This window comes from Roseovarius salincola, from assembly GCF_026891095.1.
Lineage (GTDB): Bacteria > Pseudomonadota > Alphaproteobacteria > Rhodobacterales > Rhodobacteraceae > Roseovarius > Roseovarius salincola.
In genome coordinates this window covers 405,657-427,897 of the sequence record NZ_JAPTNL010000001.1, presented here as the reverse complement: position 1 = coordinate 427,897, position 22,241 = coordinate 405,657, and the positions used below count along the sequence as shown (strand labels likewise).

The 22,241-nt window shown below is 62.2% G+C and carries 25 protein-coding genes; 6 read left to right on the top strand and 19 right to left on the bottom strand.

Going from position 1 to position 22,241, the window contains the following annotated elements; genetic code table 11:
* Positions 1 to 185: 185 nt before the first annotated feature.
* The 13 genes from lpxB to pyrH all read right to left on the bottom strand — a co-directional run bounded on the left by lpxB (position 186) and on the right by pyrH (position 12,247).
* Positions 186 to 1,346 carry a lipid-A-disaccharide synthase gene (lpxB, locus tag N5A93_RS02105; protein ID WP_268953391.1) on the bottom strand — a complete coding sequence of 387 codons (1,161 nt, stop codon included), beginning with the start codon at positions 1,344 to 1,346 and terminating at the stop codon, positions 186 to 188.
* Positions 1,346 to 2,152, bottom strand: coding sequence for an LpxI family protein (locus N5A93_RS02100; protein ID WP_268953390.1), 807 nt, complete (start codon positions 2,150 to 2,152; stop codon positions 1,346 to 1,348). Before N5A93_RS02100 ends, lpxB begins: the two co-directional genes overlap by 1 nt.
* A 2-nt stretch (positions 2,153 to 2,154) precedes the next feature.
* A complete protein-coding gene (gene lpxA, locus N5A93_RS02095) occupies positions 2,155 to 2,958 on the bottom strand; it encodes an acyl-ACP--UDP-N-acetylglucosamine O-acyltransferase (protein ID WP_268953389.1) in 804 nt (267 codons plus the stop codon).
* Positions 2,959 to 2,963: 5 nt separating this feature from the next.
* Positions 2,964 to 3,428: a 3-hydroxyacyl-ACP dehydratase FabZ gene (gene fabZ, locus N5A93_RS02090; protein WP_268953388.1), complete on the bottom strand. Its 465-nt coding sequence runs from the start codon at positions 3,426 to 3,428 to the stop codon at positions 2,964 to 2,966.
* Positions 3,429 to 3,497: 69 nt separating this feature from the next.
* A complete protein-coding gene (locus tag N5A93_RS02085; RefSeq protein WP_268953387.1) occupies positions 3,498 to 4,076 on the bottom strand; it encodes an OmpH/Skp family outer membrane protein in 579 nt (192 codons plus the stop codon).
* A gap of 40 nt (positions 4,077 to 4,116) precedes the next feature.
* Positions 4,117 to 6,444 (bottom strand): outer membrane protein assembly factor BamA, encoded by a 2,328-nt coding sequence (gene bamA, locus N5A93_RS02080; protein ID WP_268953386.1) that lies wholly within the window; start codon positions 6,442 to 6,444, stop codon positions 4,117 to 4,119.
* A gap of 127 nt (positions 6,445 to 6,571) precedes the next feature.
* A complete protein-coding gene (locus N5A93_RS02075) occupies positions 6,572 to 6,697 on the bottom strand; it encodes a hypothetical protein (protein WP_268953385.1) in 126 nt (41 codons plus the stop codon).
* A 160-nt stretch (positions 6,698 to 6,857) separates the two neighbouring features.
* Positions 6,858 to 8,204, bottom strand: coding sequence for an RIP metalloprotease RseP (gene rseP, locus N5A93_RS02070; RefSeq protein ID WP_268953384.1), 1,347 nt, complete (start codon positions 8,202 to 8,204; stop codon positions 6,858 to 6,860).
* 10 nt (positions 8,205 to 8,214) lie between these two features.
* A complete protein-coding gene (gene dxr / locus N5A93_RS02065; protein ID WP_268953383.1) occupies positions 8,215 to 9,387 on the bottom strand; it encodes a 1-deoxy-D-xylulose-5-phosphate reductoisomerase in 1,173 nt (390 codons plus the stop codon).
* Positions 9,384 to 10,163: a phosphatidate cytidylyltransferase gene (locus tag N5A93_RS02060; RefSeq protein ID WP_268953382.1), complete on the bottom strand. Its 780-nt coding sequence runs from the start codon at positions 10,161 to 10,163 to the stop codon at positions 9,384 to 9,386. Before N5A93_RS02060 ends, dxr begins: the two co-directional genes overlap by 4 nt.
* A complete protein-coding gene (gene uppS / locus N5A93_RS02055; RefSeq protein ID WP_268953381.1) occupies positions 10,160 to 10,885 on the bottom strand; it encodes an undecaprenyl pyrophosphate synthase in 726 nt (241 codons plus the stop codon). The genes N5A93_RS02060 and uppS overlap by 4 nt, the downstream gene beginning before the upstream one ends.
* A 17-nt stretch (positions 10,886 to 10,902) precedes the next feature.
* The gene (gene frr, locus N5A93_RS02050) at positions 10,903 to 11,466 is read right to left on the bottom strand and encodes a ribosome recycling factor (RefSeq protein ID WP_268953380.1); all 564 of its coding nucleotides are present in this window, start codon (positions 11,464 to 11,466) and stop codon (positions 10,903 to 10,905) included.
* A 49-nt stretch (positions 11,467 to 11,515) separates the two neighbouring features.
* Positions 11,516 to 12,247, bottom strand: coding sequence for a UMP kinase (pyrH, locus tag N5A93_RS02045; RefSeq protein WP_268953379.1), 732 nt, complete (start codon positions 12,245 to 12,247; stop codon positions 11,516 to 11,518).
* Positions 12,248 to 12,388: 141 nt separating this feature from the next.
* Between pyrH and miaA the strand changes: the two genes are divergently transcribed.
* The 3 genes from miaA (at position 12,389) to N5A93_RS02030 (ending at position 15,919) form a co-directional block, all read left to right on the top strand.
* Positions 12,389 to 13,270 (top strand): tRNA (adenosine(37)-N6)-dimethylallyltransferase MiaA, encoded by an 882-nt coding sequence (gene miaA, locus N5A93_RS02040; RefSeq protein WP_268953378.1) that lies wholly within the window; start codon positions 12,389 to 12,391, stop codon positions 13,268 to 13,270.
* Positions 13,271 to 13,375: 105 nt separating this feature from the next.
* The gene (locus N5A93_RS02035; protein ID WP_268953377.1) at positions 13,376 to 14,191 is read left to right on the top strand and encodes an AraC family transcriptional regulator; all 816 of its coding nucleotides are present in this window, start codon (positions 13,376 to 13,378) and stop codon (positions 14,189 to 14,191) included.
* Between the two features lie 78 nt (positions 14,192 to 14,269).
* Positions 14,270 to 15,919: an ABC transporter substrate-binding protein gene (locus N5A93_RS02030; protein WP_268953376.1), complete on the top strand. Its 1,650-nt coding sequence runs from the start codon at positions 14,270 to 14,272 to the stop codon at positions 15,917 to 15,919.
* Between the two features lie 31 nt (positions 15,920 to 15,950).
* Here N5A93_RS02030 and N5A93_RS02025 read toward each other — a convergent pair whose 3' ends face one another.
* On the bottom strand, positions 15,951 to 16,544 hold the full coding sequence (locus N5A93_RS02025; protein ID WP_268953375.1) for a lytic transglycosylase domain-containing protein: 594 nt from the start codon (positions 16,542 to 16,544) through the stop codon (positions 15,951 to 15,953).
* A gap of 216 nt (positions 16,545 to 16,760) precedes the next feature.
* On the opposite strand from N5A93_RS02025, the gene ssb reads away from it, so the two are divergent.
* Positions 16,761 to 17,255, top strand: a complete 495-nt coding sequence (gene ssb, locus N5A93_RS02020; protein ID WP_268953374.1) for a single-stranded DNA-binding protein — start codon at positions 16,761 to 16,763, stop codon at positions 17,253 to 17,255.
* Positions 17,256 to 17,307: 52 nt separating this feature from the next.
* Here ssb and N5A93_RS02015 read toward each other — a convergent pair whose 3' ends face one another.
* A complete protein-coding gene (locus N5A93_RS02015) occupies positions 17,308 to 17,448 on the bottom strand; it encodes a hypothetical protein (RefSeq protein WP_268953373.1) in 141 nt (46 codons plus the stop codon).
* A gap of 45 nt (positions 17,449 to 17,493) precedes the next feature.
* On the opposite strand from N5A93_RS02015, the gene N5A93_RS02010 reads away from it, so the two are divergent.
* Both N5A93_RS02010 and typA read left to right on the top strand, forming a co-directional pair.
* Complete coding sequence (locus tag N5A93_RS02010; RefSeq protein ID WP_268953372.1) at positions 17,494 to 18,459, top strand: lipid II:glycine glycyltransferase FemX; 966 nt, start codon at positions 17,494 to 17,496, stop codon at positions 18,457 to 18,459.
* A gap of 33 nt (positions 18,460 to 18,492) precedes the next feature.
* Positions 18,493 to 20,313 carry a translational GTPase TypA gene (gene typA, locus N5A93_RS02005; protein ID WP_268953371.1) on the top strand — a complete coding sequence of 607 codons (1,821 nt, stop codon included), beginning with the start codon at positions 18,493 to 18,495 and terminating at the stop codon, positions 20,311 to 20,313.
* Here typA and N5A93_RS02000 read toward each other — a convergent pair.
* From N5A93_RS02000 to N5A93_RS01985, 4 genes are all read right to left on the bottom strand, one after another.
* Positions 20,310 to 20,858: a histidine phosphatase family protein gene (locus N5A93_RS02000; RefSeq protein WP_268953370.1), complete on the bottom strand. Its 549-nt coding sequence runs from the start codon at positions 20,856 to 20,858 to the stop codon at positions 20,310 to 20,312. The two genes, typA and N5A93_RS02000, sit on opposite strands and share 4 nt — an antisense overlap.
* An 83-nt stretch (positions 20,859 to 20,941) precedes the next feature.
* Complete coding sequence (locus N5A93_RS01995; RefSeq protein WP_268953369.1) at positions 20,942 to 21,205, bottom strand: hypothetical protein; 264 nt, start codon at positions 21,203 to 21,205, stop codon at positions 20,942 to 20,944.
* 181 nt (positions 21,206 to 21,386) lie between these two features.
* Positions 21,387 to 21,674 carry a hypothetical protein gene (locus tag N5A93_RS01990; RefSeq protein ID WP_268953368.1) on the bottom strand — a complete coding sequence of 96 codons (288 nt, stop codon included), beginning with the start codon at positions 21,672 to 21,674 and terminating at the stop codon, positions 21,387 to 21,389.
* Positions 21,675 to 21,952: 278 nt separating this feature from the next.
* On the bottom strand, positions 21,953 to 22,240 hold the full coding sequence (locus tag N5A93_RS01985) for a DUF1330 domain-containing protein (RefSeq protein WP_268953367.1): 288 nt from the start codon (positions 22,238 to 22,240) through the stop codon (positions 21,953 to 21,955).
* Between the last annotated feature and the right edge of the window lies 1 nt (position 22,241).

The following is a 22,241-nucleotide window of genomic DNA, read 5'->3' as shown; positions in this document are numbered from 1 at the left end:
TATACGCCAAAACATATCGCGCTGACCACAGCCCGGAATGCCGCACGCTCCTGCCACGTCGCGACGGGATCGAAGAGCGGTCAAATCACGGGTGACGGGACATTTTGTACAGACCGGAACGCGGCACCTCCGTTTCCGGTACAAAACCCGCGTACAAAACGGACGATTTGTACAGCTGCGCCGCGTTAACCTTTGGCGGCATTCATACGGGTCAGAACCGCCTTTGCGGCGCGCAGTCCGGGGGCCTCGCCATCCCGCCCCAACCGCTCCATGGTCAGTTCCATCGCCGCGCGCTGCGCGCCCGACGCCTCCATCAGCGCCAGCATCGCGGGCGCGATCAGCTCCGGGCGACAGCGTTTGCCGATGAATTCCGGGATCGCCCGCGTCTCTGATACGAGGTTTACCAAGGTCAGTGTATCGACCTTCAGCATCCGCGAAATAATGATACGACTCAATGGCTTGAGATCATAAGCGATCACCATCGGCGTGCCCGCCGCAGCCAGTTCCAATGACACCGTGCCCGATGCCGCCAGCGCCCAATCGGCCGCACCGAAGGCCGCGCGTTTCTCGGCCTGAAAGGTCTCGGCTGCCATGCCCTCGGGGCTCAGGATCAGCGGCTTCACCGGCCAGTCCCGGACCATCTCGCGCACCAATGGCGCGACATTGGCCGTGGTCGGAATCACCAATGATAGCAATGGTTTATCCGCCAGAACCCGCCTCACAACCTCCGAGAACCGCGCGCCGAGGCCTTCGATCTCACCCCGTCGCGACCCCGGAAGAATCATCCAGAGCGGCGCCTTGATGGCATGACGTTCCTTAAAGTCTTGAATTTCTTGGGTATTTGCCTGCCGCTCACTGACCACCGGATGGCCGACAAAGTCGCATTCCATCCCCTCGGCTTCCATATAGGGCGGCTCGAACGGCAAAAGCGCCAGCACGTGATCGACCACCCCGGCCATCTTTTTCGCCCGCTTCGCGCGCCAGGCCCAGACCGATGGCGCCACGTAATGCACTGTTCTTATGTTACTTTTCGCCTTCACAAGCTTTGCGGCGCGCAGGCAGAAATCGGGGCTGTCGATGGTGATCAGCACATCGGGGCGCGCCGCCAGCACCGCATCGGCGGTCTGGTGCAAGCGCCGTCTGAGCTGTGGATATTTCGGCAGAATTTCCGCCAGCCCCATGACGCTCAGCTCATCCATCGGGAACAGGCTCTGCATCCCCTCGGCTTCCATCAGCGGGCCGCCAACGCCTTGAAACTCAACACTTTCCAGGGATTTCAGACCCGCCATCAGCGCCGCGCCCAGCCTGTCGCCCGAGGCTTCCCCGGCGATCAGGAACACCTTCATCACAGCACCCGTGCGGTCAGGAAAAGTCCTGCCTTTTCAATGGCATCCAACGTTCTTTCGCGATCTATGATCATGACCCGCCCGGCTTCGATCACCAGTCCGGCCAACCCGGCCTCGGCCACCGCCGCGATCGTGTCGGGGCCGATCACCGGCATGTCGATGCGCAGATCCTGCCCCCGCTTCGCGGCTTTGACGTATACACCCTTGAAATCACGACGTAAATTTTTTGGCGTCTGGGCCACGAACCGCAACAGCGCATCGGTGCCCTGCACCGTTTCGATTCCCAGACACTGGCCACCCGCGACCACGCAACCCTGTCCCACATCCAGCGGAGACAGCGCCATCAGAATGTCCCAAGCCCTTGAAACATCGTTTAAATCCGCGTCCGACGGCGGCGCGCCGACCAGCAGGCCATCTTCCGCGGTCAGCCCCGGAACCAGTTCATGCGCGCCCATCACGGCAAAGCCCTGTTCCTCGAAAATCTCGATCACCTGGCTCAGAAGCGCGTCATCGCCGCCCTGCATCGCAACCATTAACCGCGGCGCGAGCGACAGCATCGTCGCATCGAAAGCCGAAGGATCCAACGGCGGCCGCGCGAGCGATCCGGCAAAGACCACGCGGTCCACACCCCGGTCCTTCAGCGAGTCAAAGAGCGTGCCCATCTTCTCGAAGCGATGAACATCAACATCGCCGTCCAGGTCATTGGGAATGCCGTGAAATCCGATCTTTATGGCATCCGGCTGTGCCGCCGCGATCCGCACCGGAAGCCCGCCCGAACAGGCCAGTATCGCCAGTTTGCCGGCCATGTTCAGCCTTCTCCCGGCGTCAGGAATGAGCGATCGCTCGCGCTGGTAACGAATTCGACGATCTGGCGCACATAGGCGCTCTCGGCCTCGTCTCCCAGCCGCCGTGCGCGATCCTGAAAGGCGCCCTCGCCCTGCGCCAGCATCTGAAACGCCGCCCTGAGCGCGGTGATATCCGCCCGTGGCACGCCCCGGCGCTTGAGCCCGACAAGGTTCAGCCCGTCCAGCCCGCCGCGCGGCGCCTGCACAAGGCCATAGGGAATCACATCGTTGGTAACCATTGTTACCGCCCCGATGATCGCACCTTGCCCGATTCGCACCCACTGATGCACCCCCGACAATCCGCCGATGATTACGTCATCCTCAAGCACGCAATGCCCTGCCAATGCAGCGTTATTGACAATGATCACGCGGTTGCCCACCTGCACGTCATGAGCCACATGACATCCGGCCATGAACAGCCCATCGTCACCGACTCGGGTCACACCACCGCCCCCGGCGGTGCCCGTGTTCATGGTAACATGCTCACGAATGCGGTTGCGCGCGCCGATCATCAGCCGCGTGCGCTCACCCTTGAACTTGAGATCCTGCGGCACTTCGCCGATGCAGGCGAAGGGAAAGATCACGGTCTCGTCGCCGATACTGGTGTCGCCCGCAATCACCACATGCGATTTCAGGACCACCCCGTCGCCAAGGCGTGCGTCAGGGCCAACGTGACAGAATGGGCCGACATGGCAGCCGGGTCCAAGCCGGGCGCCCTCTTCGACCAGCGCGGTCGGATGAACGAAGCTCTCCACCCCGTCTGACATAGACCTTACTCCTTGGGCAAATCCATCATCGCAGTGAACTCGGCCTCGGCGGCCATATCACCCTCGACCTCGGCAATGCCGCCAAACTTCCACACTTTGCCACCAGGTTTGCCGCGCAGTGTTTCCAGTTTCATTTCAAGCACATCGCCCGGCACCACCATGCGCCGAAACTTGCATTTGTCGATCGACATGAAATAGACCAGCATGTTGCGGTCCTCCATGCCAAGTGCCGTGCCCACCATGACCGCCGCCGTCTGCGCCATCGCCTCGACGATGGTCACGCCCGGCATGATCGGCTTGCCGGGAAAATGCCCCTGGAAGTGGGGTTCGTTCATGGTGACATTCTTGATCCCGCGTGCCGTGGAATAGCCATTGATATCGACCACCTTATCCACAAGAAGGAACGGGTAGCGATGCGGGATAAGCCGTTGGATCAAGTGAATATCCGCGGCTTTCAGCGGATCTGTCATGGCGTGGTCCTTCGCACTGATTGCTGGGATGTCCCTAGCAACTTGCCCAGGGATGGGCAAGCGCGCGGGTCAGTCTGCGTCGCTCTGGTCATCGGGGCCATCGCTGGCGGGCGTACCACCGCCCATGCTGCCGGGCAGCTCGCTGCCGATTTCCTCGTCGATCCGCGAAACGGCAACATCTGTGATATCGACCACTTCGGCGCGCAGCAGAACACTGCGGCTGTCCATGATGACCGCCGCGTCGGCATCGCGCATGATATCAACCAGAACCGGTTCCACCAGTCGCATGAAGGTCACTGGCGCCTGCGAACGGATCCGATCAAGATCGCGCGCACGTCGATCACTGTCCTGTCGGATATTACGGACTTTCGCATCGAAAGCGTCGGCGAGGTCGCGGAACTCTTCGGGGCTGGTCTCGGCGCGCAATTCACTCAGCGCCTTCTCTTCGGCCTCGAGCTCGGCCTCGAGCTTGCGGTTATGCGCGATCAGCGCGTCCCGCTTGGCTTGAAGCTCTTCGTTCATGGTCTCGCCCAACTGGGTTTCCGCGAACAACCTGTCGGGATTGATCACCAGCACATCGCTTTGAACGACCCCGACACCCTGAGCGGTGGCAGTGCCCGCGCCAAGAAGACACAGGCAGAGCGCCATGAGTGATCTGCGAAGAAGCGCCCGGGTCGGCATCAGGACCTCAGAATTCGGTTCTGACAGTCAGGTCGAAGTTCTGTTCAAGATCGCCCGGCTCCTTTTCGAGCGCCGTGGACCAGTTGAGCCGCAACGGGCCGAAGGGGGATTCCCAGAACAGCGAAACACCGATGACATGGCGTGGTTCGAAGCTTTCAGAGCGGACACGGAAGCGGGCATTGGTGGTGTCGACGCCCCAGATCGCGCCGACATCGTAGAATGCGCCGCCGGAGATGCCGTATTCTTCCGGCAAACCCAGCGGAAACTCCGCTTCGAATTTGGCCACCGCGAAGTAATTGCCACCCAGATGTTCAGTGCCCTCGATCGGACCGAGGCCGTTGGGTTCGAATCCGCGCATGATCCGGGATGTATAGCGGTCCACGGCGCGGCTTTCATTGCTGCCCATGAACTCGAGAGCGCCACCTTCCAGCGTTGCACGCAGCGTGACTTCCTCGTTCAGAACGGTGGTCTGCGCGACGGCGCGGGCGCTTGTCTTGAGGTACTCGCTGTCGCCGCCCAGTCCGGCATATTCCTGCCCGAACGAGACCAGGACCCCGGAGTTCGGATCAAGCCCTGTGCGGCGCGAGTCGAATGTGTAGCGATAGCCAATTGCGCTGGCCCAGGTTTCGCCCTGCGCGACCTCTGCGCTCAGGATACCGGTATTGCCTCTGTAGTCCTTCATGTCCTTGTAGCTGGCATCGTAGTAAATGCCAAAACGCCCGTTCTCGCTCACTGGGAAGGTCAGACTTGGGCGAAAGACACCAATCGTCGTGTCGTAAAGGCTGAAATCGCTATCCGTTTCGATCAGCGAGAAATCCAGCCCGAACTCGACATTGCGGCTCAGAAAGGCGGGTTCCACGAAGCTGAGGTTATACTGGGCAGTGGATTCAGATGCGGAGACCTGCGCCGTGAGTTGCTGGCCGCGTCCCATGAAGTTGCGTTCGCTGAAGCCCACACTTACGCCCACGCCCGAATTGGTCGAATAGCTGGCGCCGAAGGACAGTGAACCCGTGGTAGTCTCCTCGACATTCACATCGACGACAACCTGATCCGGCCGCGACCCTTCGCGCGCGTCCACATCGACGTCCGAGAAATACCGCAGAAGACGGATCCGTTCAGCCGCTTCGCGGATCTGGCGCGGGTTGAAGGGGTCACCCTCGACCAGATCGAACTGACGGCGGATCACGCGGTCAAGTGTCGTCGTGTTGCCCTCGATATCGATCCGCTCGACAAAGACACGGGGGCCACGCACCAGCGCGAATTCAACGTCAAGCGTCAGGTCACGGTCGTTGCGCGTGATCCGTGGCTCAACACGCAGGAAGTCGACGCCATTCTTGATCGCGAGACGCTCCATCCGCGTGATCGAGTCTTCGACCAGCGTGGGCGAATAGACCACGCCCTCACGCACCTTGAGAACGTCGTGATACGGCTCGGGCTCGACATCGTTTCGGTCGCTGACGGTGGTGATCTCACCAAAGCGGAACTGTTGGCCTTCCTGGATGTTGAAGGTCACGAAGTAACCGTCGCGCCCGCGCGCCAGTTCGGCATTGGTGCCGGTGACACGGAAATCGACATAGCCGCGCGCGTTGTAGAAATCGGTCAGAAGCTGGCGGTCGAACTGGATACGGTCCTCGACGAAGGTGTCGCGCTCGATGATCGCGCGCAGAAGCCCGGCCTGCTTGCTGTCGATCACCCGGCGCAGACGCCGGTCCGAATAGGCGCGATTGCCGACGAAACCGATACGCTTCACCTCAATCTTTCGGCCTTCGAAAATCTCGAAGATGAGGTCGACTCGGTTGTCGCTGCGGCGGATGATCTTCGGGGTGACACGCGCCGCGATTCGCCCGTTTTGAGCAAGGGCCTCGGTCAGGGTGGCAGCGTCACGTTCGGCTTTGGACGGGCTGAAGACCTGGCGCGGCTCGCTGTCGATGAACCCCCGCATGTCTTCGTCTTTCATCCGCCGGTTACCCTCGAAGGCGATGCGGTTGATCGTGGGATATTCTGCCACCTGGATATACAACTGCCCGCCACGCGGCTCGATGGTGACGCTTTCGAAAAGGCCGCTGCCCAGGATGCTCTGGTAGGCTTCGTTCAGCTTTGCGGCGGAAACCGTCTCGCCGCGGGCGATGTCGGCGTAATTGAGGATGGTACCCGTTTCGATGCGCTGGTTGCCTTCGACGACGACGTTGTTGAAGCGATAGGACTGGGCATTGGCATTGCCCGGAAGGCCCATGATGGCCACCGTCAGAAGAGCGAGGCAGAACGCCCGGACAGCGAACAATACGCTTTGCGAGGAACCCGCGCGCAGGACGCGACGGTGCTGCTCATTTCCCATGTCTCAAATACCCCAGTCAAACATCCCTGTTACAGATGTCAGTATCCGGTATGTTGAGGCTTGTCAAAACGCGGGGAGCAAGATTTTCAGACAAAATTCGCGTCGATGCGACGAGGCATCGGACCAATCATAAAGACCCGATGAAGCCACCGGCCAGAAGCGCAACCAGAATCGTGGCCAGGTAGAGAATCCGGTCCCAATTGAGGTTAACCAGCAGGCTGAGCCCACGGTATCCGCTTACGATATGTTGCATAACAAGTCCCTGACGGTTCTGTCCTATGAAAAGATGCAGGCGCAACGTGGCAACATTCGGTGCAGAAATGTGGCAAAATCGCGGCGTGCACGCCCCGCCTGCGCCTGTTCCCTTGGCCCGGGCGCTGACACGCGCCAGTCTGGCGCTGTTTCCCCGCCCGTCAGGGGCAGAAAATATCGTTGAATAGCGCGAACCCCATCAGGCTGAGAACCAGAACCAGCCCAACAGTCATCATGATCCTGAGCGCTGCCTCGCTCGGAGGTTTTCCGCTCACGGCCTCGTAAGCGTAGAAAGCCAGGTGCCCCCCATCGAGCACCGGGATCGGAAACAGGTTCAGCAATCCGACCGCCGTCGAGAGAACCGCGATGAACCAAATGAAGCTTTGCGCACCCTGGCTGGCCATCGCGCCCGAAACTTCGGCAATCCCGATTGGGCCTGACATGTTGCAGCTGCTGATCGCGCCCGTGATCATGTGGTAAAGGCCCGAAATAGACCCTTCGATGATGCGCCACACCTGCACCGTGCCGCGTGACATGGCCTCGAGCGGACCAAGACGTTCGGTGGCGGGTTCAAAGGCCAGTCCGCCCGCGATCCCGATACGCCACTGACTTCTAAAGCCGCCTTCGGTTTGCGGTTCGTCCATCCGGCGTGGCACCAGGGCGAAATCAAGTATGTCACCGTCGCGCCAAACCTCGAGTGCAAGCGCCCTGCCCTCCGAGCTTTCGACGATCTCCCTGAGTTCGGCGAAGCTGTGAATCGGGGTGCCGTCCACGGCGGTGATGACATCGCCCGCGCGCATGTTGATATCGAAAGCCGCCGATTGCGGCGCCAGCTGTGCCACAAGGGGCGGCATGGGATACGGCCCCCGTGCGGAGACTTCACGTCCATCGCGCAGGACGCGGTACTCCAGCAGAGGGTCGGCGGGAAGCTTTTCGATGAACGGGTCAAACTGATCCGATTCGCCGAACTCGGGCACTTCGACACCGGCGATGGCGATCAACTCATCACCTTGTTGAAGTGTGATGCCCTCAACCGGCAAAGGGTTCAGGCTTCCGACGGCCAGTGGTTCGGCGATCTTACCCTGGGTCATCATCACGGCGGTGAAAACCAGGATCGACAGGACAAAATTGAAGACAGGTCCCGCCGCGACAGTCGCCGTACGTGCCCAAAGCGGCGCTCCGGACATGGTCTGGCGTCGTTCTTCGGGCGACATCGCGCGCACGGAATCTGCGTGTTGCGCGCTGGCGGCATCGGCATCGCCCTTGAATTTCACGTATCCGCCAAATGGCAGCAGCGCCACCTGCCATTGCGTGCCATGGCGATCCCGGCGGGACCACAGAACCGGCCCGAACCCGAGCGAGAATACCTCTGCCTTGATCCCGGACCAGCGTCCGACGATGTAATGGCCGTATTCATGCACCGCCACGATAGCGGAAAGAGCGACCACGAAGGCCAGCAAAGTCATGAAAATGCTGCCGAATTGCGGCAGAAACGCTATTGTATCCACGCCTGTTGTCCTATCTGTCCTGCTCGTTGACGACCCTGTCGGCACATACCCGTGACAGATGGTCAAGATGGGTCACACTATCAAGGCTGATCCCGGCATCAGTCAGGCCTTTCTCGGCGAGAAGCCGGTTCAGAACCTCTTCGACCACCTCGCTCATCGCCAGAAATCCGATGCGTCCGGCAATGAAATGATCAAGTGCGCGCTCCTTGGCGGCATTGAAAACGGCGCCCGCAAGCCCACGCTCTGCCATGACCTCGCGTGCCAGCCGCAGGGCCGGGTAGCGACCGGGATCGGGGGCGCTGAAGCTGAGCGAGCCGATGGCGGCAAGGTCGAGCGCCGCTACCGGGAGCGCCCGGCGCTCGGGCCAGTTCAGCGCATAACCGATCGCGTGGCGCATGTCCGGCGGGCCGACATGGGCCATCAGCGCCCCGTCGCAGAAGCCGACCAGGGCATGGACCAGGGATTCCGGGTGAATCAGAACCTCGATCCGTTCTGGATCGATGCCGAAGAACTCGCGCGCCTCAATCATCTCGAGCGCCTTGTTGAACATCGAGGCGCTATCGATGGTAATCCGCTGACCCATGGCCCAGTTCGGATGGGTCGAGGCCTGGTCCACCGTGACCGTCGCCAGCCGGTCGTGCGGCCAGTCTCTGAAGGCGCCGCCGCTGGCGGTGATGATCACCCGGCGCACGGAATCCATGTTCTCGCCGACAAGGGCCTGGAACACCGCCGAATGTTCACTGTCCACAGGCAGGATGCGTCCGCCGTGGCGCGCGGCGCTCGCCATCAGTAGCGGACCCGCCGCGACCAGTGATTCCTTGTTGGCCAACGCCAGGGTCGCGCCCTGTTCGAGTGCCTTCAGCCCTGGCGGCAGGCCCGCAGCCCCGACGATGGCCGACATGATCCAATCGGCAGGCCGCGCCGCGGCCTCGGTGATCGCTTGCGCGCCGGCTGCGGCCTCGACGCCCGAGCCTTCAAGCGCCGCGCGAAGATCGTCCAGCAGATCGTCATGGGCTGTGACGGCGAGCTGCGCACCGCTGGCGCGCGCATCCATTGCTAGCTGCGCGATATTGCGTCCGCCGGTCAGCGCGACCACATCGAAGCGGTCGGCTTCTCTTGCGATCAGGTCGAGCGTGCTCTGCCCGATCGATCCCGTGGCACCGAGAATCGTGATCCGCCTCATGACAGCCCCGGCATCAACGAGGCCAGCCACAACACCATCACCATCGCGGACGCGCCCAGCATGGCATCAAAGCGATCCAGCACGCCGCCATGCCCGGGAATGAGGTCCGAGCTGTCCTTGACCCCGCAACGCCGCTTTATCGCGCTTTCGGCGATATCTCCCAACTGCCCGGCAAAGCCCACCAGCATTGATACAACCACAAGCCCCGCACCCGCCGCCAGCGGTTCAGACATGAGCATGCCCACGAGGCCGGCACCGACCCAACCCGCCAGCGTGCCTGACCATGTTTTCTTGGGGCTGACGCGCGGCCAGAATTTCGGCCCCCCCATCATGCGGCCTGCAAAATAGCCCGCCACATCCGAGACAACCACCACCAGCACAAGCCAGACCATCCAGCCGAACCCGGCCTCCTGTCGCAATTGCGCCGTGACATAGCAGCCCAGCAGGATCCACAGCGCAAAAAGCACATGCAGTCCCTTTTCGCGCGGCGCCTGTCCGGCGCCAACAAGGGCTGCAGCGGCCAGCAAGGGCAGAACCAAGATGCCCGGCAACACAAGTGTGAGCGCAAGCGCAATGGCGCCGAGAATGCCCGCTGGCACCGGGCTCGGTGCCTCGGACATGCGGGCGGCTTCCCAGATCATCAGCCCCGCCAGGGTGCAGATCAGCCCATTGAACGGCCAGCCCCCGACCCAGATCGCACCAGCGCCGACCCCGGCCATCGCAAGCCCCGAAAGCACGCGCGGCGCAAGATCGGACCATCGGGCCTGCTCGCTCATGCGGATGCGGCCCCGAACCGCCGTTCGCGCGCGCCGTAACTGCGCAGCACATCCGTAAAGATAGCGCGGGTGAAATCCGGCCAGAGCGTATCGATGAATTCGTATTCGGAATAGGCGGACTGCCACAGCAGGAAATTCGAAATCCGCGCCTCGCCGCTGGTGCGGATGACCAGATCGGGATCGGGCAGCACGCAGGTATCAAGATAGCGCGGCAGTGTTTCCTGATCGACCTTTGCAGGGTCGAGGGCGCCGTCAGCCACATCCTGCGCCAGCCGCCTTGTGGCGCGGGCAACTTCGTCGCGACCGCCGTAATTCAGCGCGATCGTCAGGTTGAGACGGGTGCAATGGCTGGTCATCGCCTCGGCTTCATCCATCAGGTCCTGCAAGGGCTTGTCGAGACGGGTGCGATCGCCAATGAAGCGCACGCGCACGTTTTCTTTCACGAATTCCCGCATTTCCTTGACGATGTAGCGCCGGAACAGCGCCATCAAACCAGAGACTTCGGTCTGGGTGCGTTTCCAGTTCTCGGTCGAGAACGCGAAGATGGTCAGGTAGTCGACACCGAGATCCGGACAGGCGCTCACGATCTCGCGCACGCGGCGCGCGCCTGCGTGGTGGCCGAACAGGCGCGGGCGTCCGCGCGCCTGCGCCCACCGGCCATTGCCGTCCATGATGATCGCAACATGGCGTGGTCCGCTCGTGTCTGGGCTGTTCCTTGCCATGTCTCCGTCCTCGCGCTTCAGACCTGCATGATCTCGGCCTGCTTGCCCTCCAGGGCTTCGTCCACTTGGTGAATGAACTTGTCGGTCAGTTCCTGCACCTCGGTTTCCCAGAACTTCTGGTCATCCTCGGACATGCCATCGGCCTTGGCCTTCTTGATCCGGTCCATGCCGTCGCGGCGCACATTGCGCACCGAGACACGCGCATGTTCGGCATATTGCGCGGCGACCTTGGTCAATTCCTTGCGGCGTTCCTCGTTCAACTCGGGGATCGGCAGCATGATGATCGTGCCATTGAGCTGCGGGTTGATCCCGAGGCCGCTGTCGCGGATCGCCTTCTCGGTGGCGTTCACCAGCGATTTGTCCCAGACATTGATCGTCACCATCCGGGGCTCGGGCACATTCACCGTGCCCACCTGATTGATCGGGGTTTTCTGGCCATAGGCCTCGACCATCACCGGCTCCAGCATCGACGCCGAGGCCCGTCCGGTACGCAACGAAGCAAATTCTGTCCGCAACGCGCTCATCGCGCCTTCCATTCGCCGTTCGAGGTCGGCCACGTCAAGTTCGAACTCTTCAGCCATGTTCCGTCTTCCTTCTCGCGGGTCTTGCGTTCTGTCGTTCTCTTTTGCCTCAGCCATGCACGGTTGTATAGGTACCGTTCCCGGCAAGGATCCCCTTGAAGCCCCCCGGTTCATCCAGGCTGAAGACGATGATCGGCAGGTTGTTGTCGCGGGCAAGCGCGATGGCGCTGGCATCCATCACCTTGAGATGCTGGGCCAGAACCTCGTCATAGGTGACGCGCTCGAAACGCTTGGCGTCGGGGTTGGTCAGCGGGTCCTTGTCATAGACGCCATCCACCTTGGTGCCCTTGAAGATCGCTTCGCAGGCCATCTCGTTGGCGCGCAGCGTGGCGGCGGTATCGGTGGTGAAATACGGGTTGCCGGTGCCAGCCGCGAAGATGCAGACACGCTTCTTCTCAAGGTGGCGCACCGCACGGCGGCGGATATAGGGCTCGGCTACCTCGTCCATGCGGATCGCGCTGATCACACGGGTGAAGACGCCCAGCTTCTCGAGCGCGCTCTGCATCGCCAGCGCATTCATCACCGTGGCCAGCATTCCCATGTAATCGGCCGTGGTGCGCTCCATCCCCTGGGCGCTGCCCGCGAGGCCCCGGAAAACATTGCCGCCACCGATCACCATGCATATCTCGACACCGAGATCATGCACTGATTTCACCTCTCGCGCGATGCGTTCGACCGTCGGCGGATGCAAGCCATAGCCCTGGTCCCCCATCAACGCCTCGCCGGATATCTTCAGAAGGACGCGATTGAACCTGGTTTCGGGGGCGGGGGTGTCGGACATCGGCGGGGCTCCATGCAGGTTCCGGGTCGCGCGCAAAATGTAGTAAAACTCGGCGGTGTTCAATCACCGAAACCAGCCGCGCGGGCGATTTGCATGCCTGCCTCTCGCATCGGTGCCCGAATCCGCCTATCTCACAGGGCGATGAGCACCCTGCCCGATATCCCTTGCGACCGCCCGGTCCTTATCGCCGGGCCGACCGCGTCCGGCAAATCCGCCCTCGCATTGCGCCTGGCGCGGCGGGATGGCGGCGTGATCGTCAATGCCGATGCGATTCAGGTCTATGAGAACTGGCGCATCCTCACCGCCCGCCCATCGCCGCAGGACGAGGCCGTGGCGGATCATCTCCTTTATGGCCATGTGCCGCGGTACGGCGACTATTCCGCAGGCCATTGGCTGCGCGAGGTTGTATCACTGCTTCAAGGCCCTGCGCGCCCGATCATCATCGGCGGCACCGGGCTTTACTTCACCGCCCTGACCGAGGGGCTTGCCCCGATCCCGCCCACACCGCCCGACATCCGTGACGCTGCCGACGCCTTGCGCCGTGAAGGCGGATCGCCCGCGTTACTCATGGATCTCGACCCCGACACCATCGCCCGGATCGACACGCGCAACCCGATGCGGGTGCAGCGCGCCTGGGAGGTGCAGCGCGCGACCGGGCGCGGCCTTGCGGCGTGGCAGGACGAGACACCAGCCCCCGCTTTGCCGCTACGGCATTGCAGCGCGCTGCTGGTCGATGCCGACAAGGACTGGCTCACTGCCCGTATCGCCCGCCGGTTCGATGCGATGCTGGCCGAGGGCGCGCTCGAAGAGGCGCGCGCCAACCTGGCCGACTGGGACCCGGCCCGCCCTTCCTCCAAGGCGATCGGCGCGCCGGAGCTGATCGCGCATCTCCAAGGTCGCATGACGCTGGACGAGGCCCGCGACGCGGCCACCATCGCCACCCGCCAATTTGCCAAGCGCCAACGCACCTGGTTCCGCGCGCGGATGCGGGAATGGCAAAAGATCAGTGCAGAAACGCTTTGACATTCTCAACAATTATGCCTGTTATAAATTAAATGTTTCGCCTATACTGTCAGAAATAATGTGTTTTCAAGGTATTGGTGTATCGTGCAAGACTATCCCGGAATCATGACCTTGGCCCAATGGTCCGGGCCCGCGCGCTGGCAGTCGGAACTGCCCCACAGTCGTGAAAACCACGCTTTCGTCTGGATCACACGCGGCCAGGGGCGATGCCTGCTCGAAGGGCTGCGCCGAGGGGTGGGCGTTCACAACGCGCTGGTGATTCCGGCCGGCACGCTTTTCGCAACCGATCTGGGCAAGCAGGGGTTCGGCCTTGTCTGCACCATCCCGCCAAACACGGCGGTCCCGATGCCCGATACCGCACAGCAATTGCGCGTGCGTGATGCGCAACCTCAGGCGGAGCTGGCCACGATCCTTGAGTCGATGCAGCGCGAGGACAACGCGCGGCGCCATTTCCACGACGAGGCGATGAGCGCATTTGCGGCGCTTCTCGGGGTCTGGTTGCGGCGCACAATGATCGACGCGCCAACACCGCCCCGCCCCCCTGCATCGGAACGGCTGGTGCGCGCCTACGCCGCCCTGATCGAGCGCGACCACGCCAGCGGTAAGCCGATGGCCGATTACGCCGCTGCGCTCGGGGTTACGCCGACGCATCTGACCCGCACCTGCCGCGCAGCGGCAGGCATGAGTGCAGCGCAGCTTCTGACGCAGCGCATCGTTCACGCGGCACGCATGTTGCTTGAGCAATCCGACCGTCCGTTCAATCTGGTCGCCGCCATGCTGGGGTTCCGCAGCGCCGCCTATTTCTCGCGTTTCGTGCTTCATCACACCGGGGAGACCCCGACGCAACTGCGCCGCAAGGCCAGCGCGACCGCGCCCCCGACACCAGCCTCGCACACATCAACCTTTCGCGGTGTGGGTTGATCTCTGGTCGGGCTCTATGTGTAATGACTGCGCCACCTTTTCCTTTCACCTCCGCCAGCCCGAAAGTGAGCCCAGAACATGTCATCTGCCCTGCATCCCGCAGCTCCCGGACTTGCCCGTGCCCTCAAGGCGGGGCGCATGGATCGGCGCGAATTCATGGCGCGCGCCACCAGCCTCGGGATGAGCGTCGCGGCGGCATCGACGCTCGGGGCGCTGCCTGCCCCTGCTCTCGCGCAGACGCGGATTGCACAGGGCGGCACATTGCGCATCCAGCAGAACGTCAAGGCGCTGGACGATCCGCGCGCCTATGACTGGAGCGAGATGGGCAACCTGACACGCGGATTCCTTGAAAACCTCGTCGAATATGGCAGGGACGGTGCATTCAGGGGCATGCTGCTGTCGTCCTGGTCCGCGAATGAGGACGCGACCCGATACGTTCTCAATCTGCGTCCCGGTATCCAGTGGAACAACGGTGATGCCTTCACTTCGGACGATGTCGCCCGCAATATCGCGCGCTGGTGCGACTCCTCTGTGCCCGGAAACTCCATGGCGGGCCGGTTTCTCGGCCTCAGTGACCCAGATACCGGACAGCTGCGCGACGGCGCGCTCGAGACGCCCGACGATCTGACCGTTATGCTGGAACTCTCACAGCCAGATATTGCGCTCATCGCCAACATGTCTGATTATCCGGCCGCGGTGATGCATGCGGGCTACACGGGCGGCGACCCGTTCGAGTACGGTATCGGCACCGGCCCCTTTCGTCCGGTCAGCCTTGTTCCGGGCGAGCGATGCGTGCTCGAACGCGACCCAGAGCACAACTGGTGGGGAACCGAGGTGTTCGGCGGTCCCTATCTCGACCGGGTCGAGTTCATGGATTTCGGCACCGACCCTGCCAGTTGGGTGGCTGCGGCCGAGGCGGATTCAGTCGACCTGCTTTATGAAACCGTCGGCGATTTCATCGAGGTGATGGACGATATTGGCTGGACCGGTACCCGCACGCGAAGCGCCGCCACCGCCGTGATCCGCACCAATGTGCGTGCCCAAGTGAACGGCGAGACGCCCTATGGAGACGCCCGGTTTCGCCGCGCGCTGGCGCTGGCGGTGAATAACGAGATCTGCCTCGAACTGGGCTATGTGGCCGGGGGCAGCGTTGCCGCCAATCACCATGTAAGCCCGATCCACCCCGCCTATGCCGATATCGGCCCCGCGCCCTTTGACCCCGCGCAGGCTATATCCGACATCCGCGAACTTGGAATGGATGGCTTCGAACTGGAGCTGATCACGCTCGACGACGAATGGCAACGCAACACCGGCGATGTGGTCGCCGCGCAGCTGAGCGATGCGGGGCTGTCCGTGCGCCGCGCCATCCTGCCCGGAGCGAGCTTCTGGAAAAACTGGAAGGACTTCCCCTTCTCACTGACCGAGTGGAATCACCGCCCGCTGGACGTGCAGGTGCTGAACCTTGCCTACCGTTCGGGCGCGCCCTGGAACGAAACCGGCTTTGCGAATGCGGAATTCGATGCTCTTCTTGATCAGGCAATGGCGCTGGCCGATCCCGAGGCCCGCCGTCCGGTGATCGCGCGGATCGAAACCATCCTGCGTGACGAGGGCATCATCATCCAGCCGTTCTGGCGCGCGCTTTTCAATCACCACAATGGACGGTTGGTGAATGCCGAGCGCCACCCTGCCAATGAAATTCATCTCTATCGGATCGGATTCGCGGCCTGATGCTGAACCCCGTGCGCGGTGGTGGGTCCGGTCAGCTTCCCCAGATGATGCGCACATAATTGCGCGTCTCCTCGAATGGTGGCACGCCGCCATATTTTTCGACGGCTTTGGGGCCCGCGTTATAGGCCGCCAGAGCCAGCCGCCAGGAACGGAACGTCCGGTATTGCTCGGCCAGGTAGCGCGCACCCCCGTCAAGATTTTCGTAAGGATCATGCGGATTGACCCGCAACAGCCGCGCCGTGCCCGGCATGAGTTGTGCCAGCCCGATTGCCCCCTTGTGCGAAAGGGCCTTGTCGTTCCAGCCAGATTCCTGCTGCACGAGTTTCAGGAACAGGTCCTGCGGAACGCCATGGCGGCTGGCGGCGTCCTTGGCCATTTCAAGGTAATGCCCGCGATACTCGCCAGTATAGCCGCGCGAAGGACCGTCGCCCCATTTGGTCGGGGTGTGCACTTTCTGCGGCTGCAGGCGCACCGAGTTGTTGTATTGCTGTTTGGCACGGTTATCCAGAACGCCGGTCTGGGATTTGAACAACGTGTTTCGGTTCTTGGTCGATAGCACATCGGCAGACGTGCCCAAAGGCATGACCAGTGCCGACGCGACAAGCGCTATCGTGAAATATCGCATTCGCCCCTCGTCCCCCGCAGCGTTTTCGTTGTGGTCCACTATACCTGAATCGATTCCGATTTCCAGATTCAACGGAAATTCGGACCCGCTCGGCGCGCGCGCCGGTGGTTTCGCGGGAAAGCAACGTCTTTTCGGAGAATTTTAAACTTTCCTTCATCCGCCCGTGATGGTGTAACGCTGGCAGCAACGCGAAAACACATCTGCAAGGAGGTCACGATGGCCGGCTCAGTGAACAAGGTAATTCTTATCGGCAATCTTGGCCGTGACCCCGAGGTCCGGACATTCCAGAACGGCGGCAAGGTGTGCAACCTGCGCGTCGCCACATCCGAAAACTGGAAGGACCGCAACACCGGCGAACGTCGCGAACGCACCGAGTGGCACAGTGTCGCGATCTTCAACGAGGCGCTCGTGCGCCTGGCCGAGCAATATCTGCGCAAGGGGTCCAAGGTCTATCTCGAAGGCAAGCTTGAAACCCGCAAATGGCAGGACCAGTCAGGTCAGGATCGCTACAGCACCGAAGTCGTGCTGCGTCCCTATGCGGGTGAAATGACCTTCCTTGACGGTCGCGGTGACGGCGGTGGTAGTGGCGGCGGCTCCGGCCAGGGTGGCGGCTATGGCAGCGACTATGGTGGCGACTACGGCGGCGGACCCTCGCAGGAAGGACCCTCGGGCGGGCCCTCGCGCGATATCGACGACGAGATTCCGTTCTGATCTCATCCGACGCGCATGGCGATGTCAGGCCGCTCCACGGGGGGCGGCCTTTTCATTTCAGGACCAGAGACAGCAGCGCCATCACTGCCAGCAACGGCAACGACGCGGCCCCCGACACGAGTATCACACCTAACAAGGTCAGCCGCGCGCCGGGTGCGAAATGCCCCAGCACGGTCTTTCGCTTCTGTTTCATGCGCCGATTAACGCGGCTTTAGGTTCTGATTGCGTTAATCACAGGATGGATTTCACCCTTGGGTCCCAGCCGCAGCCCCCCGGCCCCTGCGCCTTGCAACAGCATCCCTTCTACGGGCGCGCTCTGGCGGGCCATGCGGCACAGATCGTCGCCTTTCACGCCAGCGATGAAGGACGCGTTCAGGCAAGCGCTCAGATCCTGCAGCGCCGCTTCGGGCCTTTCCGGGTCTGTTACCTTCCGCGCGGTCCTGTATGGGCGCCGGAAACCGGCGACAGATCCCGCGCGCTGGTCCTGCATGCATTGCTCCGCGCCCTTCCCCCGGCGCTCTGGATCGCCACGCCGGAAACCATGCGGGACAAAGACCCTTATCGCTCGGCGGGTTTTCGCGCAGTCATGACGCCGCAACACATGGCCGAGCTGGATCTGACCTACCCCCAAGCCCAAAGGCTGAGCCATCAGCACGGCAAATGGCGCAATCGCCTGCGACGCGCGCAAGCCGGCGGGCTCGACATTCTCTCGCGCCAGCTTGACCCAATCCGCGACATGGCTTTGTTGCAGCGCGAGGCCGCGCAGCGTCGCGCGCGCGGGTACGCCGCCCTGCCGCCGGAATTCGCGCTGTCCTGGGCCGCCTGCTCGCAAGATGCCACAAGGCTGTTTATTGCGCGGCGCGACGGCCAAACCGTTGCGTTCATGCTGTTCCTGCTGCACCCTCCGGTCGCGACCTATCACATCGGCTGGACGGGATCCGCAGGGCGCGCGCTCTCGGCCCATCACCTGTTGCTGTGGGAGGCGGCCAACTGGCTGGCGGCGCGGGGCCACACGCGGCTTGACCTGGGGCTCGTCGATACATCCGCCGCCCCCGGCCTGGCCCGGTTCAAGCTCGGCAGCGGGGCGAATCCTCGCCCGCTCGGCCCTGCCATGCTAAGGTTTGCGGGACCGATGCGCCGCATTCCCCGCCGCTCTTGGGCTGCTGGCGATTTGCCTCTGGCCTTTCGGTCGCTCTGCCTATAGGGCGCTGTGAAACTTTCCCGGGAACGGACGAACATGGACCTGCGCAACATCGCGATCATCGCTCACGTCGACCACGGCAAAACCACGCTGGTCGACGAACTTCTCAAGCAATCCGGCGCCTTCCGCGCCAATCAGGCCGTGGACGAGCGCGCCATGGATTCCAACGATCTGGAACGCGAGCGCGGCATCACCATTCTTGCCAAGGCTACCAGCGTCGAGTGGAAGGGCACCCGCATCAATATCGTCGACACCCCCGGCCACGCCGATTTCGGCGGCGAGGTCGAGCGCATCCTTAGCATGGTTGACGGAGTCGTCCTTCTGGTGGATGCCGCAGAAGGTCCGATGCCGCAGACCAAATTCGTGACATCCAAGGCGCTGGCGCTTGGCTTGCGCCCGATCGTCGTGCTCAACAAGGTCGACAAGCCCGATGCCGAACCCGACCGCGCGCTGAACGAGTGTTTCGATCTCTTCGCCAATCTCGACGCCAGCGAAGACCAGCTCGACTTCCCGCATATGTACGCATCCGGGCGCTCGGGCTGGGCCGATGCGGAACTTGACGGCCCCCGCAAGGACCTGTCCGCGCTGTTTGAACTGATCGTCAACCATGTTCCTGCGCCGCGCCAGCAGGCCCGCGCAGATGATGATTTCCGTATGCTCGCCACCACGCTCAGCGCCGATCCGTTCGTCGGGCGTATCCTGACCGGACGGGTTGAAACCGGCCGCCTCAAGGTGGGCCAGACCGTGCAGTCCATCAGCCGGATCGGCCAGAAGATCGAACAGTTCCGCGTCACCAAGATCCGCGCCTTCCGCGGCCTTGGCCAGCAGGAAATCGACGAGGCCGTCGCCGGCGATATCGTCAGCATCGCCGGCATGCAGAAAGCCAACGTCGCCGACACAATCTGTGCGCTCGCGGTCGACCAGCCTCTTGAGGCGCAGCCGATCGACCCGCCCACCATCTCTGTGACCTTCGGCATCAATGACAGCCCGCTGGCCGGGCGCGACGGCAAGAAGGTGCAATCGCGCGTCATTCGCGACCGGCTGATGAAAGAGGCCGAATCGAATGTCGCCATCCGCGTGAGTGACACGCCGGGCGGCGAGGCATTCGAGGTCGCTGGCCGCGGCGAACTCCAGATGGGCGTTCTGATCGAGAACATGCGCCGCGAAGGTTTCGAGCTCAGCATTTCGCGCCCGCAGGTGCTGATGCGTGAGGATGCCGACGGCAAGCGGCTGGAACCGATCGAGGAAGTCACCATCGACGTGGATGACGAATATTCCGGCGCGGTGATCGAAAAGATCACAGGCACGCGCAAGGGCGAACTGGCCGAGATGAAACCCGCCGGTGCGGGCAAAACCCGGATCATCGCCCTTGTGCCGTCGCGCGGTCTGATCGGCTATCAGGGTGAATTCCTCACCGATACGCGCGGCACCGGTGTCCTGAACCGGGTTTTCCATGGCTGGGCGCCACACAAGGGGCCGATCCCCGGTCGTCGCGCAGGCGTGTTGATTTCGATGGAGGACGGGGAATCCGTGGCCTACGCGCTCTGGAACCTCGAAGAGCGCGGGCGCATGTTCATCGGCGCGCAGGCCAAGGTCTATCAGGGCATGATCATCGGCGAGCACAGCCGCGAAAACGATCTCGAAGTGAATCCGCTCAAGGGCAAGAAACTGACCAACGTGCGCGCCTCGGGCACCGATGATGCGGTCCGCCTGACCACGCCGGTCACCATGAGCCTTGAAGAGGCCATCGCCTATATCGACGACGATGAACTGGTCGAGGTCACCCCGAATGCCATCCGCCTGCGCAAACGCCATCTTGATCCGCACGAGCGCAAGCGCGCGGCGAAAACCGTCTAGGGCGCGATCTTGATCCGGTCGATCACCTCAAGCCCGCCGCCATCCCTGCGGCGGGCGACGATGATCTCTCCCGATCCGGCGAAACTGCCGGTCAGCGCACTGATATTGACCTGATGAGATACCAGCAGAAGCCGGGCGTCTGGTGATTGTGCGCCGATCAAGTCCAGAGTTTCAGCTGTCTGCGTCGCGCGATCTCCGCGCCCCGCGAAGAACGAGTTGAGCGCGGGCTGCTCCGTCACTTCGGCGAGGTCAAGCAGTTTCGCCGTATCGCGCGCGCGGCACCACTGACTGGACCAGAGCGCATCGAAGGTGACGCCGGCCTCGCGTAGAGCCTGCCCGACGCGGCGCGCCTGATCGCGGCCACGCGCATCGAGATTGCGCTGCGTTGAACATTCATCCAGATCGAAGTCCTGCGGATCGCCGGTGCCCGGCGCCAGCGCATGACGCATCAGCGCCACCACACCAGGCTGGTTGAGCGTTGACATGTCCTGCGCCCTTGTCTCGAGGGGCAGCGAAAGCACAAGGATCAACAAGAACAGTCGCATGGGCGCTCCTTCCGGATCAAAGCCTAGTGCAGAGACAAGCCGCGTCCAGGCATCGGATGCGCCACAAAATCAGAGTCTCCCCCTCAATCGCAGGGGATCTCCTGCATCACCTCATATGCTTCCTTGAGCAGCGTCTTTTCCTCGCGGAACACCGGGGCGTATTCGATCAGCTCGATCCGGCCGTTGCGTTTCACGTATTTGCGCTCGGCGTCCTTGATCTTGATTTTCTTGACATCGTACTGGGCCGGGACGTGAACCTTCTGAAAGCATCCGATCAGCTTGGGGTCCTGGGCATGGGCCGTGCCCGCCGCCATCAGGGCGCAGGTCAAAAACAATACTCTTTTCATCTCGTTACTCCACTTGTTACGTCACAGGATGTGCTGCGAAGAACCATGGCATTACGATTCGACTCAAATAGGGCGCAGCTTGGCCCAAAGAGTGACGACGAAAATCTTGAGTCTGCAGAAATGAAGAAGGCCCCGGAAAATCCGGAGCCTTCTCCTTGATCACGGTGGACAGGCCGCCGTCTCAGTTCGTCGGTGCGACGCACGCTTCCTTGCGCATGATCCAGTGGCCATCATGCGTCTTGGTCTTCACTTCCTTGTAGACCGGCGGATAGTACATCTTCACCATCTGCCCATTCCGGTGCTCCCACGCTGTGCGTGAAGACTTCACCTCAACTTCGGTAACCTTGTACTTGGCAGGGCTCCAGACTTTGCCATAGCATTCCACGACCCGACCCTCCCAAGCCAGTGCAGGGACACTGAACATGCTTGCGACGGAGAAAGCAGCGGCAGCAAAAAGCGTTCTCTTCATAGTTAACTCCACTCGTTACATTAACACGTATAAGGTTAACTCACATCGGCGGAAAATCGCACATCGACCGTCGAAATTTTTTAGTCGCCACGGCTGATAAACATTAGAAAAATCGCAAAACCGCGCGTTTCGTGTCCTGTTCGCCACAGTTTTGCCACTATTCCGGAGTCGGCCGCAACGACGTCTATCGGGTCATGAGAAACAGTCGTTGGGACAAGGCGCCATCGTTTCTTATTTGGAAATTCTTCCGGTTCGAATCACGCAAGGAAATGCCGCGCCTACTCGCTGGTTTCGACGATCAGCAACTCACGCTCCGAGGCGCCGCGCGCATGGCTCAGCGCCTCCTGGTATTCGGGGCTGTGATAACATGTCTCGGCGGCCTCGACGCTTGGAAAGCGCGCCACCACGTTACGCGCGCGTTCCTTGCCCTCAAGTTGCACATAGCGCCCGCCCCGGGCGATGAACTGCCCGCCATGCTTGGCGATGGCAGGCCCGGCCAGCGCGGCGTAGCGGCCATAGGCCTCCTCGTCGGTGACGGTGACATGGGCGATCCAGAGTGCTGGCATG

Excerpts from the sequence above, each read along its gene's own strand:
- lpxB (WP_268953391.1), bottom strand. The coding sequence starts at position 1,346 with ATGAAGGTGTTCCTGATCGCCGGGGAAGCCTCGGGCGACAGGCTGGGC.
- N5A93_RS02100 (WP_268953390.1), bottom strand. The coding sequence starts at position 2,152 with ATGGCCGGCAAACTGGCGATACTGGCCTGTTCGGGCGGGCTTCCGGTG.
- lpxA (WP_268953389.1), bottom strand. The coding sequence starts at position 2,958 with ATGTCAGACGGGGTGGAGAGCTTCGTTCATCCGACCGCGCTGGTCGAA.
- fabZ (WP_268953388.1), bottom strand. The coding sequence starts at position 3,428 with ATGACAGATCCGCTGAAAGCCGCGGATATTCACTTGATCCAACGGCTT.
- N5A93_RS02085 (WP_268953387.1), bottom strand. The coding sequence starts at position 4,076 with ATGGCGCTCTGCCTGTGTCTTCTTGGCGCGGGCACTGCCACCGCTCAG.
- bamA (WP_268953386.1), bottom strand. The coding sequence starts at position 6,444 with ATGGGAAATGAGCAGCACCGTCGCGTCCTGCGCGCGGGTTCCTCGCAA.
- N5A93_RS02075 (WP_268953385.1), bottom strand. The coding sequence starts at position 6,697 with ATGCAACATATCGTAAGCGGATACCGTGGGCTCAGCCTGCTGGTTAAC.
- dxr (WP_268953383.1), bottom strand. The coding sequence starts at position 9,387 with ATGAGGCGGATCACGATTCTCGGTGCCACGGGATCGATCGGGCAGAGC.
- N5A93_RS02060 (WP_268953382.1), bottom strand. The coding sequence starts at position 10,163 with ATGAGCGAGCAGGCCCGATGGTCCGATCTTGCGCCGCGCGTGCTTTCG.
- uppS (WP_268953381.1), bottom strand. The coding sequence starts at position 10,885 with ATGGCAAGGAACAGCCCAGACACGAGCGGACCACGCCATGTTGCGATC.
- frr (WP_268953380.1), bottom strand. The coding sequence starts at position 11,466 with ATGGCTGAAGAGTTCGAACTTGACGTGGCCGACCTCGAACGGCGAATG.
- pyrH (WP_268953379.1), bottom strand. The coding sequence starts at position 12,247 with ATGTCCGACACCCCCGCCCCCGAAACCAGGTTCAATCGCGTCCTTCTG.
- miaA (WP_268953378.1), top strand. The coding sequence starts at position 12,389 with ATGAGCACCCTGCCCGATATCCCTTGCGACCGCCCGGTCCTTATCGCC.
- N5A93_RS02035 (WP_268953377.1), top strand. The coding sequence starts at position 13,376 with ATGACCTTGGCCCAATGGTCCGGGCCCGCGCGCTGGCAGTCGGAACTG.
- N5A93_RS02030 (WP_268953376.1), top strand. The coding sequence starts at position 14,270 with ATGTCATCTGCCCTGCATCCCGCAGCTCCCGGACTTGCCCGTGCCCTC.
- N5A93_RS02025 (WP_268953375.1), bottom strand. The coding sequence starts at position 16,544 with ATGCGATATTTCACGATAGCGCTTGTCGCGTCGGCACTGGTCATGCCT.
- ssb (WP_268953374.1), top strand. The coding sequence starts at position 16,761 with ATGGCCGGCTCAGTGAACAAGGTAATTCTTATCGGCAATCTTGGCCGT.
- N5A93_RS02015 (WP_268953373.1), bottom strand. The coding sequence starts at position 17,448 with ATGAAACAGAAGCGAAAGACCGTGCTGGGGCATTTCGCACCCGGCGCG.
- N5A93_RS02010 (WP_268953372.1), top strand. The coding sequence starts at position 17,494 with ATGGATTTCACCCTTGGGTCCCAGCCGCAGCCCCCCGGCCCCTGCGCC.
- typA (WP_268953371.1), top strand. The coding sequence starts at position 18,493 with ATGGACCTGCGCAACATCGCGATCATCGCTCACGTCGACCACGGCAAA.
- N5A93_RS02000 (WP_268953370.1), bottom strand. The coding sequence starts at position 20,858 with ATGCGACTGTTCTTGTTGATCCTTGTGCTTTCGCTGCCCCTCGAGACA.
- N5A93_RS01995 (WP_268953369.1), bottom strand. The coding sequence starts at position 21,205 with ATGAAAAGAGTATTGTTTTTGACCTGCGCCCTGATGGCGGCGGGCACG.
- N5A93_RS01990 (WP_268953368.1), bottom strand. The coding sequence starts at position 21,674 with ATGAAGAGAACGCTTTTTGCTGCCGCTGCTTTCTCCGTCGCAAGCATG.
- N5A93_RS01985 (WP_268953367.1), bottom strand. The coding sequence starts at position 22,240 with ATGCCAGCACTCTGGATCGCCCATGTCACCGTCACCGACGAGGAGGCC.